Below are 12,397 nucleotides of genomic sequence, written 5' to 3' on the forward strand. Positions count from 1 at the left end.
CGAGGGCTTGGTACAGCTGTACGGGCTGGCGAACGCGTCCCCGGACAAGCTCGGCTTCACACTGGAGTGCGAGGCGGCAGGAACATACCGGGCACAGATCGGCGATATCCAGAAGGCGTCCACCATCCACCTGAGCGACTACGGGATCCGGTATCGCGATCGGGGGATGAGCAGGAGGGGCCGTCCGACCCGGCGCCCGCAGGCGATCCCCAGGAGGCCGTGCGGCTGTTCCGGGAGTACATGCGGCGGCGGGCCGAGATCATCGGGTACGAGGAGAGGCTTCCCGAACCGGCGGCCGAGGAGGACATCGCCGAACTGGAGGAGGGTCTCGGCCACCCGTTGCCGCCCGATCTGCGGGCCCTGTACGGCATCTGCGACGGAGACGACCTGGAAGCCGGCCTGTTCAACCGGCATCCCTGGCTCGGGATCGGCGACATCGCCGCCGGCGGCGGCGTCGAAGAGTGGACGGACGTCGCGCTCAGCTGGGAATACGAGCCCCACCGGACGCTGATCCGCGACTCGGACCCCGCCGGGGCGGTGAAACGGTCGATCATGCGGCCGGGATGGATCCCCTTCGCGCACAGCACGGGTGGCGACTACCTGGCCGTCGACATGGATCCCGGGCCCACGAGGCGTCCCGGGCAGGTCATCAAGATCGGGACGCACTATTCGTCCGGGCCGCTCTACATCGCCGATTCGGTCACCACCCTCCTGCGGCGCCTCATCGAGGCTCTCGACACCGCCACCTACGAGGGCAAGAGCCTCAGGTACAAGGCCGACCTGCCCAAGCGGCGCGAAGCCGAGGACGCCGCGTGCGAGTACGTGAACGGGACGGTCTCGCACGAGCCGCGGCCACTGGTTCAGGAGTTCCGGGCGTCCGACGTCGACGACCTCGCCTTCGTGCGGTCGGCCCCGAACCTTCATGGGCTGCGCGTCGAGACCTCGGCCGAACTCGACCTCAGCCCCCTGGACGGGTTGCCGCTGGAGACGCTCGAACTCCAAGGGCCGCGCTTCGACCTGGAGGCCTTGAGAGGGCACGGCGAACTCCGCGCCCTCACCCTCATCTCCAGGAAACCGGTCGACCTGGCCCCGCTGGAGGCGCTGCCCCGACTCTGGGCGCTCGACATCTCGGGCGCCGACGTCGAGAGCATCGAGACGATCGCCACCCTCGAGGGGCTCCAGTACCTGGCCCGTGCGCGGCGATCAGTGGGAGCGGATCGGGCACCTCGCCCCGGACGTCGTGGCGATCAAGCCCACCGCCGCCAGGGGCTCGGACGCGGACCGGGACATGACCGAAGCGGAACCGCCCCGAAGCTACTCGGGACGCTTCTGAGGCCGCCCTCGGGAGCGGATTAGCGGCCGCCCCTCGGGTAATGGACGCTCAAAGATCCTTTCGAGGGAGCGTGCATGACGGAGGCGGAGGCCGATTCACGGCGGGCCGAAGGCGGGCTGCGCCGGGTCATCGGGCGCAAGGTGCTCATGCTGTTCGTGGTCGGGGACATCCTCGGCGCGGGCATCTACGCCCTGGTCGGGGAGGTCGCGGGCGAGGTCGGCGGAGCGGTGTGGATCCCGTTCCTGGTGGCGTTCGTGCTGGCGGCGCTGACCGCCACCGCCTACGCCGAGCTGGTCGGCAAGTACCCGCGGGCCGCCGGGGCCGCGCTCTACACCAACAAGGCGTTCGGGATCCCGTTCGTCACTTTCATCGTGGCGTTCGCGGTGATGATGAGCGGGATCACCTCGGCCAGCACGGCCGCCCGCGCGTTCGGCGGCAAGTACCTGGCCGAGTTCGTCTCGCTGCCGACGCTGGTGGGCGCGCTGATCTTCCTGGCCCTGGTGACGCTGGTCAACTTCGCCGGGATCTCCGAGTCGCTCAAGGTGAACGTGGTGCTCACCCTGATCGAGGTGTTCGGGCTGCTGGTCATCATCGTGATCGGGCTGTTCGCGCTCATCGCCGGGGACGGGGAGCCGAGCCGGGCGGTGCAGTTCCATCCGGCGAACGGCGCGTTCCTCGGTGTGCTGGGCGGCACCGCGCTGGCCTTCTACGCGCTGCTGGGCTTCGAGGACTCGGTCAACCTCGCCGAGGAGGCCAAGAGCCCGGCCAGGGACTTTCCGGTGGCCCTGTTCGGCGGGCTGGGCATCGCCGTGGTGATCTACGTCGCGGTGGCGTTCACCGCGACCATGCTGGTCGACACCGAGACGCTGCGGACCTCCACCGGGCCGCTGCTGGAGGTGGTGAAGGTCGCGGGGCTGAGCTTCCCGCCCAAGCTGTTCGCGCTGATCGCCCTGCTGGCGGTGGGCAACACCGCGCTGATCAACATGATCATGGCGTCCCGGCTGGTGTACGGGATGGCGCGCGAGCGGATCGTGCCGTCGGCGTTCGGGCTCGTCCACCCCACCCGGGCCACCCCGTGGGTGGCGATCCTGTTCACGGTCGCGATCGCGGTGGTCCTGGTGAGCACCGGCGAGGTCGGCGCCCTGGCCGACACCACCGTGCTGCTGTTGCTGTGCGTGTTCGCACTGGTGAACGTCTGCGTGCTGGTGCTGCGCCGGGAACCGGTCGAGCACGAGCACTTCCGCGCGCCGACGTGGATGCCGGTGCTGGGCGCGGTGAGCTGCCTGGTCCTGGTACTGCCGATCACCGGCCGGGAGGGCGCGGTGTACCTGCGGGCGGCGATCCTGATCGCCGTCGGGGTGGTGCTGTGGCTGGTGAACCGGCTGACCATGGCCACCAAGGCCGAACCTGGTTGATCAGCCGGGTTCGTTGCCCGGCCGCCACTTGATCCCGCATCCCAGGCTCGGCGTGTGCGGTTCGGGCACGGGCTCGCCCGCGAGCACCCGGTCGACGGCCGCGCGCAGCGACGACCCGTCTGAGGGCACGTCGTTGTGCGGCCGGGCGCCGTCGAACTCGCCGCGGTAGGCCAGCCGCCGTCCGGCGTCGTACAGGAAGAAATCGGGCGTGCAGGCGGCCTTGTACGCGCGGGCGACCTCCTGCGACTCGTCGAGCAGGTAGGGGAAGGCGAATCCGGCCCTCGCGGCCTGTTCGCACAGATGATCCGCGTCGTCGTCGGGATACCTCTCGGCGTCGTTGCTGCAGATCGCGACGGTGGCCAGGCCCTTCGCCGCGTACTCGGCCGTCACGGCGCCGAAAGCGGTCTCGACGCGTCGCACGTACGGGCAGTGGTTGGACAGGAACACCACCAGCAGCGCGGACGCGTCCGGGAAGTCGCCCGGCGAGACGGCGGGGCCGCCACCGGCCGGCGGCAGCGTGAAGTCGGGAGCGGGGGTGCCGAGGGGCACCATGAACGATGCGATCGCCATCCCCTCATTGTCCCCCGTGTCCGAACCAAGCAGGTGCTTGTTAAGCTCGGTCGGCGGGACGAGCGATGGGCGGGACATGGCTGATCAGGAACAGATGAAGCGGGCGCTGCAGACCTACGTCGACGGGTTCGCCAAGGGCGACGCCGCCATGGTCACGGCGCTGTTCGCCGCCGACGCCGTGGTCGAGGACCCGGTCGGGAACCCGCCGGTCTCGGGCCGAGCCGCGATCGAGGAGTTCTACCGCAACGCGATCGGCTCCGGAGCCAGGCTCACCCTGGACGGCCCGATCCGCGGCTCGCACGGCAACGCCGCCGCGATGGCCCTCACCGTCGAGGTGCCAGGCGCGGACCTGCGCATCCGTGTGATCGAGGTGATGACGTTCGACGACCACGGCAAGATCGTTGAAATGCGCGCCTACTGGGGCCCCGACGACGTAGTGCAGTGAGCTTCACCGGAGCGGCCGGATCTCCAGCGCCTCGGTGCGGCTCACGATGTGCTCGGCCAGGTCGGTCATGTCCGTCAGTGGCCGCCGTACCCAGGTGCCGTTCGCGTCCGGATGGCGCAGAGCCGTCATCTCCACCGTGACGTTGATTCCGCACGGTACCGACACCATGGCCATGCCCTTGGTGTGCGAGGTGATGACCCCGTGCACCCCACGGCGGGCCAGCAGGCCGCGCAGGGACGCGGCCGTGTGCGTCGGCGAGGCCAGCCGGGCGGTTCCGGGCCAGGGACCGGGCAGCGGCAGCGTGAACCACACCGCCTTGCCCGGAAGCGCCTGCTCGTTCAGCAGCGACCGTGACGGGCCGCTGCCCCAGCTCACGCAGACGCTCGCGACCATGCCGAGCCCACGTCCGTGCTCGTCGAGCGGGCCCCCTGCCTTCTCTGCGGGAACCCGTTCCCGGGAGGCGTCGAACACCGTCACCACCAGCTCCCGACTCGGGTAGGTGCGTGCCCACATCCAGAGCTCGGGGAGAGCCGCCCGCGTACGGGTGTGCTGAAGCGCGTTGGTGGCCACCTCGCTCACCGCGAGCCGCCCGTTGTCGATCTGCTCAGCGGGGAAACCGAGGATCCCCAGCGCGTCGGTCACCAGGTACCGCGCCCGTGCGGCGATGCTCGCATCCAACGGCAGCGCCCACAGGCACGCACCGCCCAGCGGAATGTCGGAGGGACGATCACTGATCATGATGATCTCCTCGGGGGTCGAGCGGGACAACGCGAATTCCCGCACACACGGCACGCACCCGATCAGGGTGATTCCCTGTCATGACTTAGGCGCGGAGGGTTACCATCATGGTGTCCTACGGACCCATAAGTCTCAACCCTCATTTTGTAAGTCGCCCAATGAGGGTTGAATGTCCGCTTTGCCTGCAGGAGTTGATCGGCTATGACAGAGCAACGCCCGCGTCCGACCGTGCGCCGCCGTCGGCTGTCGCGTGAACTCCGCGCGCTGCGAGAGGTGGCAGGCCTCACCATTGATCAGGTCACTCGTGAACTTGAATGGGGAAAGGGCAAGCTCTCCCGCATCGAGAACAACGACTGGCGCCGCCCGAGCGTCCAGGACATCAGGGTCCTGCTGGACGTCTACGAGGTCACCGACCCTGAACGCCGCGAAGCCCTGCTTCAACTCACTCGTGACTCCCGCCAGCGCGGCTGGTGGGCGAGCTATCAGGACATCTTCCAGAACCCCACCTACACCGGCTTCGAGCAGGAGGCGTCACGCGTCTTGACCTACGAGCCGACCACGATTCCGGGGCTCCTGCAAACCCCGGCGTACGCGGAGAGCCTCATCCGGGCAGGGCTCATCCAAGATGGCGATGAGGTCGCGCGAAAGGTCGAGTTGCGTATCGAACGGCAGCGAGTGCTTGAACACGCTGACCCGCTGCACCTGTGGGCCGTGATCGATGAGACGGCCTTGCTGCGTCCCTTTGGGAGCCTCCAAGACCAGCGAGAACAGCTTCAGCGGCTCTTGCGGGCGCAAGAGGCCGAGCACATCAACCTACAGATCCTGCCTCACCGTGTTGGTTTGCATCCTGCGATGGCGGGCTCGTTTGCGATCTTGGAATTCTCTGAAGAGCCCAGCATCGTTTTCCTGGAGACGGGACTCCATGAGCTCTACCTGGAGGCTGCTGAGGACGTGAACCATCACGCGCTGGTCTTCCGCCATCTCAACGCTAATGCGCTGTCTCCGTTAGACACCTGTAAGTACATCACGGCCAAACTTCGTGAACTACACTAAAAGGCATGTATGACTCATTCCGCTCTGTAGCGGCTGTGTGGCGCAAGAGCTCTCACAGCCAGGCTCACACGCAGAACTGCGTGGAGCTTGCCCGGGTCGGCGGGTTTGTCGGGGTCCGGGACTCGAAGGATCTGGAGGGATCACCTCTGGTCCTCTCGGCGGCCGCGGCGCGGGCCTTCGTTGCACAGGTCCGAGCCGGGCGCTACGCCCCGCCTGCAGGCTGAGCACCCGGCCTCGGACCTCCTAGCCCTCCGAGGACTCCGAGACGTGCTGGGCGCGCGCCGGCGGGGTGTCGGTGTAGATCGTTACGCTGCACCGCATGACCGATGAGCGCATGATGCCCGGGTTTGCAGGGCATTCGCATGACCGTTCCGCCAACCCCAATGCGCCCGTGATCGAGCTCGACGGCGCTCCCGTCGTGGTCAGCGTAGACGATGACGCGGTGCTGTGGACCTGCGACCTCCGCGGGGGCGGATGCGTCAGCCGTTCCCTGGACCTGGATGCGGCCGGGCCCGACGACTCCTGGTACATCGAGAACGAGTACTGGGACGAGGACGACGACGAGGACGTTCAGGAATGGATCGTCGTGGAGCCCTCGAACATCGCCGAGCTCGTGACGGCGACGTACCTTGACGGGCGGCCCGTGGTCGTCACCGGTGGTCGGCGGTACGACTTCTCGTTCGAGGGCGACTCCGATTCCAGCGGCGGCATCGTGCGGGCCTGGGACCTGCGCACCGGGCGGCGGATCGGCTCGGTCATGATCGGCCACGTGCTCGGGGTGTGCTCGCTCACCACCGTCGAGTCCGAGCGCGGCCCGCTCGTGGTCAGCACCTGCGAGCCGGGCGTGACGCTGGCCTGGGAGCTGGCCACCGGTGAGCGTGTGACCAAGATCGAGGGCGCCTACAACGGGGTGATGGGCGCCGCCGTCGTCGACGGCCGGCCCGTCGCCGTGACCGGCGGCATGGACCCCTTCCTCCAAGTCTGGGATGTCCTCACCGGCGACCGGATCGGCGGAGACCTGCGCGGCATAGAGCCGGGGGCGGGCCCCATCGCGATCACCGAAGTGGAGGGGCGCGCGGTGGTGCTGGGCGGGGACGGTGCCAGGCTGCACGTCTGGGACCTCGCGAGCCAGGAGCCCATCGGCATCCCGTTGACCGGGCACACCGACGACATCCGGACGCTGGGCACCACGACCGTGGCCGGCCGCTCCATCGCCGTGACCGGCAGCTCCAGAGATTTCGCCCCCCAGGGCGAAGGCGAGACCCGCGTCTGGGACCTGGCCCGCGGCGAACAGATCGGCCTCCCGTTCGCCGCCCACCTTCAGCAGGTCACCGAGATCGCGGGCATCCCCGTGGCCGTCACGCGCAGCCTGAACGATGCCATCCACCTGTGGGACCTGACCCGCGCCGTCGGCTGACGTTGCTCCCAGCATCCTCGTGCAGACGACGGTCTTCACCGCGGTCCTTCGTTGCCGAGGTTCGGACCTTCTAACCCTCTGAGGACTCCGCGACGTGCTGGAGAAGGTGGTGGACGAACACCGCCTCCATCCGTCGCCCTTCGAGTTGGAAGGGCACGACGTGATAGTACGCGTTGGGCATCCGGGTCTCCTCCCAGCCGAAGAACGCCTGGGCCTCGGGCAGCAGGACGGACCAGGGGCGCAGCTCGTCCGGTGACCGCATCGGCTCGCCCGACCTGCGTACGAACCGCCGGTTGAAGACATAACCCGCGATTTCGGTGTCCATGGTGGTGTGCTCAAGCCAGAAATCGGGCCAGAGCGGAAGGGCGAACCGGTGCCGGGACGGGCCGCCGCTGACCGGATCGCCCAGAATCGCCGCCAGGTCCTTGATCTTCTGCGATTGCAGGGTCCTCCACCGACCGGCCTCCTCCAGCAAGTGAGCCGGCGGATCGTCGTAGGGCGCCGGCGGAGCCAGGGGAGCCTCCGGAGCCACGCCGCGCATGTCGTCGAGCAAGGACAGCTGGTAGCCCTCCTTGGTCAGCGTGCGCGGGGGACGCGGTTCGGGGTCGGCGAACTTTTCGCACGACCAGCACCACCACGGCTCGGGTCCGCCCATGCACCCGCCGGTGAAGTAGATCTCGCGACGTTCGTGCCGCCGGTACGGCTCGTCGTTGACGGGCATGCCGTACTCCACCGGGACCAGCGACCCGTCGCACCGTTCACACCTTGGGTTCATGACTCCTCAGACGCCACCGGCTTCACTGGTGTTCGGCGTGAGCGTGGCGCGGCCCCCGTGCCGGTGGGTACGGGGGCCGCGGTGGTCAGTCTTGCTCGGGGTCGTCGGCGGGTGGTGCCGGGGCGGGGGCGGCGGCCGGGTCGAGGGGGCCTCCGAACGCGGCGACGGCGGTGGTCAGGGTCTCGCCGGAGCCGTCGCGGCGGCCGAGCTCGACGTCCACCAGGAGCGGCTTGCCGGTGGACGAGGCGGCGCGTACCGGCGCGGGTCCGGCCCACGCCATGATCAGCGCGTCCTCGCCCTTGAGGAAGCGGTGCGAGCGGACCCCGCCGGTCGCGCGGCCCTTGGCGGGGAAGTCGGCGTAGTCGGCGAGCTTGACCGCGCCCGACTGGGTGCCCGGCAGGGCCGAGGACGAGCCGGAGATCGTCACCACCCGGGACTCGCGCGCCGGGTCGAGCGCGCCGAACCAGATCACCTTGGCCCCGGCCGCCAGCTTGATGCCCGCCATGCCGCCGGCGGCCCGGCCCTGCGGCCGGACGTTGGACGCGCTGTAGTGCAGCAGCTGGGCGTCGCTGGTGATGAAGACCAGATCGTCGTCGTCGGCCACGGTGACGGCGCCCATCACCTGGTCGCCGTCCTTGAGCGTGATGACCTCGAACTCGTCGCGGTTGGGCGGGTAGTCGGGCACCACCCGCTTGACCACGCCCTGCGCGGTGCCCAGCGCGAGCGAGCCGGCGGGCGAGGCGAGGCCCACGACCCGCTCGTCGGGATCGAGATCGACGTACTCGGTGATCGGGGCGCCGCCCGCCAGCGACGGCGGTGCCGCCGACGGCGGCAGCTTGGGCAGGTCGATCACCTCCACCTTGATCATCCGCCCCGCGGAGGTGACCACGCCGACCTGGGTGCGGGCGCTGGCCCGCACCACCGACACCAGCACGTCGTGCACGGAGCGGGCGCCCTCGTGGGCCAGCGGCTCGGCCGAGGAGGTGCGGGCCAGCAGCCCGGTGGACGACATCAGCACCAGGCACGGGTCGTCGGCGACCTCCAGCGGCACCTCGGCGGTCGCGGCCTGCCCGGACGACTCCAGCAGCACCGTGCGCCGCGGCGTGGAGAACTCCTTGGCGACCTCGCCGAGCTCCTTGGACACCACGCCGCGCAGCTTCTTCTCCGACTCCAGGATCGCGGTCAGCTTGGCGATCTCCTTGGCCAGCTGCTCCTTCTCCTTCTCCAGCTCCAGCCGGTCGTAGCGGGTGAGCCGGCGCAGCGGGGTGTCGAGGATGTACTGGGACTGGATGTCGGACAGCTCGAAGATCTGCATGAGCCGCTGCTTGGCCTGGGACGCGTCGTCGCTGTCCCGGATGATCTGGATGACCTCGTCGATGTTGAGCAGGGCGACCAGCAGGCCGTCGACCAGGTGGAGCCGGTCCTCGCGCTTCTTGCGGCGGTGCGCGCTGCGGCGCCGGACGACCTCGATGCGGTGGTCGATGTAGACCTGGAGCATGTCGCGCAGGCCCAGCGTGCGGGGCCGGCCGTCGACCAGCGCCACGTTGTTGATGCCGAACGTCTCCTGCATCGGCGTCAGCCGGTAGAGCTCGGCCAGCACGCCTTCGGGGTTGAAGCCGTTCTTGACCTCGATGACCAGCCGCAGCCCCACGTTGCGGTCGGTGAGGTCCTTCAGGTCGGAGATCCCGTTGATCTTCTTGGTGTTGACCAGTTGCTTGATCTTGGCCACGACCCGCTCGGGACCGACCGCGTACGGCAGCTCGGTGACGATGATGCCCTTGCGGCGGGGGGTGACGTCCTCGATGTGGGCGGTGGCGCGGGTGCGGAACGTGCCGCGGCCGCTCTCGTAGGCGTCGCGGATGCCCTCCAGGCCGACGATCCGGCCGCCGGTGGGCAGGTCGGGGCCGGGCACGAAGCGCATCAGGTCGTCGAGCGTGGCCTCGGGGTGGTCGATCAGGTGCCGGGCCGCGGCGATCACCTCGCCGAGGTTGTGCGGCGCCATGTTGGTGGCCATCCCGACCGCGATCCCGGACGTGCCGTTGACCAGCAGGTTGGGGAACGCGGCGGGCAGGACCTCGGGCTCGGTCTCCTGGCCGTCGTAGTTGGGCCGGAAGTCGACGGTGTCCTCGTCGATGGAGGCGACCATCTGCATCGCCGCGCGGGTCATCCGGGCCTCGGTGTACCGCATGGCGGCGGGCATGTCGTCGCCGCCGAGGGAGCCGAAGTTGCCGTGCCCGTCGACCAGCGGCATCCGCATCGCCCAGGGCTGGGCCATCCGCACCATCGCGTCGTAGATCGCGCTGTCGCCGTGCGGGTGCAGCTTGCCCATCACCTCGCCGACCACGCGGGCGCACTTGACGTGCCCGCGGTCGGGGCGCAGGCCCATCTCGTTCATCGAGTACAGGATCCGGCGCTGCACGGGCTTGAGTCCGTCGCGCGCGTCGGGGAGTGCCCGCTGGTAGATGACCGAGTAGGCGTACTCGAGGTAGCTGCCGCGCATCTCCTCCGAGACATCGACATCGATGATGTTCTCTTCGAAGTCCGGCGGGGGAGGGGCCTGGGATCCGCGTCGTGCCATGTGGGACATTGTGGCGGGTCCCAGAGACAGATTCGTACCGCACCACCTTTCGGCGCGCCGAAAACCCGCCCGCCGGATGGGCGGCGGATCGTGCCGAGGAGGTTTCCGTGAGCGCGCTGGCCGACTTCCAGAACGAGATCTACCTGAAGGGCCTGGGCGATGTGCGGCCCGAGCTGCCCGCCGATCTGACCAGGCTGGAGGGGCTGGCCGAGCGCCGGCTGTCGGCGCAGGCGTTCGGGTACGCGGCGGGCTCGGCGGGCGCCGAGGCCACCGCGCGGGCCAACCGGGCCGCCTTCGACCGGTGGCGGATCGTCCCGCGGATGCTGCGGGACGTGGCGCACCGCGACCTGTCGGCGGAGGTGCTCGGCACGGCGATGCCGGCGCCGATCCTGCTCGCCCCGATCGGCGTCCAGTCGATCTTCCATCCGGACGGGGAGCTCGCGGTGGCCCGGGCCGCCGCGTCGTGCGGGCTGCCGATCGTGCTGAGCACGGCGGCGTCGGCCACGATGGAGGAGGTCGCGGAGGCGGGCGGCGAGGGGCCGCGCTGGTACCAGCTGTACTGGCCCAAGGACCGCGACCTGGCCGTCAGCTTCCTGGAGCGGGCCAAGGCGGCCGGTTACACGGCGCTGGTGGTCACCCTCGACACCTTCACCCTGGCGTGGCGGCCGCGCGACCTGGAGCAGGCCTACCTCCCGTTCCTGCGCGGGATCGGGACCGCCAACTACTTCTCGGACCCGGTCTTCCAGAAGGCGGTGGGCGGGCCGGTCACCGACGCCAACCGCGACACCGCGGTCCTGCACTGGGTCGCCACGTTCGGGAATCCCTCGCTGACCTGGGACGATCTGGTGTTCCTGCGGGAGCACTGGGACGGCCCGATCGCGCTCAAGGGCATCCAGCACCCCGACGACGCCCGGCGCGCCGTGGACGCGGGGATGGACGGCGTGATCGTCTCCAACCACGGCGGGCGGCAGGTGGACGGCGCGATCGCGTCCCTGGACGCGCTTCCGGGGGTCGCGGCGGCGGTGGGCGGCCAGGCCGCGGTGCTGTTCGACAGCGGGATCCGTACCGGCTCCGACATCGTGAAGGCGCTCGCGCTCGGCGCCGAGGCGGTGCTGGTCGCGCGTCCGTACGTCTACGGGCTGGCGCTCGGCGGCGAGGCGGGCGTGCGGCACGTCCTGCGCTGCCTGCAGGCGGAGCTGGAGCTGACGCTGGCCCTGTCGGGGCACCGGCGGCCGGACGAGCTCGGCCCGGAGACGCTCCAGCGAAGCTGACCGGCGACGGTGTGAAACGCGCCGGCAACCTTCCGGTAACTCGGGATCCCTATCGTCTTACGGACCCGCGGAAAGGTCTCCGTGCATGCGACCGCTCACCTCGCCGTTCCTCTCGGCCTCACCTGCGCGCCAGGACGAGCGCTCCCCGTTTGGTGACGGCCACGGGTGCGTGCACCCTCCCGGCCAGTACGGACGCCTCGGCCACCTGACGGGCGGTGAGGAAGTCCCGTACGGCCTCCTGGTCGGGCAGGGTGATGAGCGGCGCGTCCCAGCGCTCGACCTCGACCCGGCCCCTGCCGAAGACGCGCGCGACGATGTCCGGGGCCTCCTCGGCGTCGAAGCAGGTGGGCTCCCGCCGCCACACGTGGGCCAGCTCGGGGCTGTCGTAGCGGCTGATGGCGGGCGCGATGAAGAGCCCTCCCGGCGCCAGCACGCGCCTCGCCTCCCGGATGGCGGGCACGGGATCGTCCAGGTGGTACAGCATGTTCACCGCCACGGCCGCGTCGAAGGTCCCGTCCTTGAACGGCAGCCGTACCGCCGTGGCGCGCACGGCCGGACGGGGATGGGCCCGCAGCATGGTCGCCGACGCGTCCAACCCCACGATCCGTACAGGGGCTTCGGCCGGCACAGCGCTGAGCGCCCCTTCACCGCAGCCGATGTCGAGCACGTCGCCGCCCAACCTGGCGGCCACGCGCTCGTAAAGGCTGCTCGTGCCCGTCAGGTAGCGCTCTGTGACACGAGTGCCGAGTCGGAAGCGTTCAGGGTCCTCGTCGTAGTCGGCCGGTACGCCCATCCAGCCATC

Annotated in this window: 12 protein-coding genes; 7 read left to right on the forward strand and 5 right to left on the reverse strand. The window is 69.8% G+C overall.

Annotated elements, in window-relative coordinates; all coding sequences use genetic code 11:
• Positions 1-219 precede the first annotated feature (219 nt).
• Together ABD340_RS12200 and ABD340_RS12205 are read left to right on the forward strand one after the other, a co-directional pair.
• Complete coding sequence (locus ABD340_RS12200; protein ID WP_344588921.1) at positions 220-1,356, forward strand: SMI1/KNR4 family protein; 1,137 nt, start codon at positions 220-222, stop codon at positions 1,354-1,356.
• A 51-nt stretch (positions 1,357-1,407) separates the two neighbouring features.
• Positions 1,408-2,748, forward strand: coding sequence for an APC family permease (locus ABD340_RS12205; protein ID WP_344588922.1), 1,341 nt, complete (start codon positions 1,408-1,410; stop codon positions 2,746-2,748).
• Here ABD340_RS12205 and ABD340_RS12210 read toward each other — a convergent pair whose 3' ends face one another.
• Positions 2,749-3,318, reverse strand: coding sequence for a thioredoxin family protein (locus tag ABD340_RS12210; RefSeq protein ID WP_344588923.1), 570 nt, complete (start codon positions 3,316-3,318; stop codon positions 2,749-2,751).
• Positions 3,319-3,394: 76 nt separating this feature from the next.
• On the opposite strand from ABD340_RS12210, the gene ABD340_RS12215 reads away from it, so the two are divergent.
• Positions 3,395-3,763, forward strand: coding sequence for a steroid Delta-isomerase (locus ABD340_RS12215; RefSeq protein ID WP_344588925.1), 369 nt, complete (start codon positions 3,395-3,397; stop codon positions 3,761-3,763).
• A 3-nt stretch (positions 3,764-3,766) separates the two neighbouring features.
• Here ABD340_RS12215 and ABD340_RS12220 read toward each other — a convergent pair whose 3' ends face one another.
• On the reverse strand, positions 3,767-4,501 hold the full coding sequence (locus tag ABD340_RS12220) for an ATP-binding protein (protein ID WP_344588926.1): 735 nt from the start codon (positions 4,499-4,501) through the stop codon (positions 3,767-3,769).
• A gap of 201 nt (positions 4,502-4,702) precedes the next feature.
• Here ABD340_RS12220 and ABD340_RS12225 point away from each other — a divergent pair, with 201 nt between their 5' ends.
• The 3 genes from ABD340_RS12225 to ABD340_RS12235 all read left to right on the forward strand — a co-directional run bounded on the left by ABD340_RS12225 (position 4,703) and on the right by ABD340_RS12235 (position 6,971).
• Positions 4,703-5,554, forward strand: a complete 852-nt coding sequence (locus tag ABD340_RS12225) for a helix-turn-helix domain-containing protein (RefSeq protein WP_344588927.1) — start codon at positions 4,703-4,705, stop codon at positions 5,552-5,554.
• Between the two features lie 5 nt (positions 5,555-5,559).
• Entirely contained in the window at positions 5,560-5,778 is a 219-nt protein-coding gene (locus tag ABD340_RS12230; RefSeq protein ID WP_344588928.1) for a DUF397 domain-containing protein, read from the forward strand.
• 167 nt (positions 5,779-5,945) lie between these two features.
• Positions 5,946-6,971, forward strand: a complete 1,026-nt coding sequence (locus tag ABD340_RS12235) for a WD40 repeat domain-containing protein (protein WP_344588929.1) — start codon at positions 5,946-5,948, stop codon at positions 6,969-6,971.
• A 70-nt stretch (positions 6,972-7,041) separates the two neighbouring features.
• Here the strand turns inward: ABD340_RS12235 and ABD340_RS12240 are convergent, their stop codons facing one another.
• Together ABD340_RS12240 and ABD340_RS12245 are read right to left on the reverse strand one after the other, a co-directional pair.
• Positions 7,042-7,746, reverse strand: a complete 705-nt coding sequence (locus ABD340_RS12240; RefSeq protein WP_344588930.1) for a hypothetical protein — start codon at positions 7,744-7,746, stop codon at positions 7,042-7,044.
• 85 nt (positions 7,747-7,831) lie between these two features.
• Positions 7,832-10,324, reverse strand: a complete 2,493-nt coding sequence (locus ABD340_RS12245) for a DNA gyrase/topoisomerase IV subunit A (RefSeq protein ID WP_344588931.1) — start codon at positions 10,322-10,324, stop codon at positions 7,832-7,834.
• A 107-nt stretch (positions 10,325-10,431) separates the two neighbouring features.
• On the opposite strand from ABD340_RS12245, the gene ABD340_RS12250 reads away from it, so the two are divergent.
• On the forward strand, positions 10,432-11,595 hold the full coding sequence (locus ABD340_RS12250) for a lactate 2-monooxygenase (protein WP_344588932.1): 1,164 nt from the start codon (positions 10,432-10,434) through the stop codon (positions 11,593-11,595).
• Positions 11,596-11,713: 118 nt separating this feature from the next.
• Here the strand turns inward: ABD340_RS12250 and ABD340_RS12255 are convergent, their stop codons facing one another.
• Positions 11,714-12,388, reverse strand: coding sequence for a class I SAM-dependent methyltransferase (locus ABD340_RS12255; protein ID WP_344588933.1), 675 nt, complete (start codon positions 12,386-12,388; stop codon positions 11,714-11,716).
• Positions 12,389-12,397: the final 9 nt, after the last annotated feature.

Origin of the sequence: Actinomadura vinacea (assembly GCF_039532545.1) — a bacterium.
In the GTDB taxonomy this organism is placed as follows: Bacteria; Actinomycetota; Actinomycetes; order Streptosporangiales; family Streptosporangiaceae; genus Spirillospora; species Spirillospora vinacea.

Coding starts and splice junctions, on each gene's coding strand:
- ABD340_RS12205 (WP_344588922.1), top strand. CDS start 1,408: ATGACGGAGGCGGAGGCCGATTCACGGCGGGCCGAAGGCGGGCTGCGC.
- ABD340_RS12225 (WP_344588927.1), top strand. CDS start 4,703: ATGACAGAGCAACGCCCGCGTCCGACCGTGCGCCGCCGTCGGCTGTCG.
- ABD340_RS12215 (WP_344588925.1), top strand. CDS start 3,395: ATGGCTGATCAGGAACAGATGAAGCGGGCGCTGCAGACCTACGTCGAC.
- ABD340_RS12245 (WP_344588931.1), bottom strand. CDS start 10,324: ATGGCACGACGCGGATCCCAGGCCCCTCCCCCGCCGGACTTCGAAGAG.
- ABD340_RS12240 (WP_344588930.1), bottom strand. CDS start 7,746: ATGAACCCAAGGTGTGAACGGTGCGACGGGTCGCTGGTCCCGGTGGAG.
- ABD340_RS12210 (WP_344588923.1), bottom strand. CDS start 3,318: ATGGCGATCGCATCGTTCATGGTGCCCCTCGGCACCCCCGCTCCCGAC.
- ABD340_RS12220 (WP_344588926.1), bottom strand. CDS start 4,501: ATGATCAGTGATCGTCCCTCCGACATTCCGCTGGGCGGTGCGTGCCTG.
- ABD340_RS12255 (WP_344588933.1), bottom strand. CDS start 12,388: ATGGGCGTACCGGCCGACTACGACGAGGACCCTGAACGCTTCCGACTC.
- ABD340_RS12230 (WP_344588928.1), top strand. CDS start 5,560: ATGTATGACTCATTCCGCTCTGTAGCGGCTGTGTGGCGCAAGAGCTCT.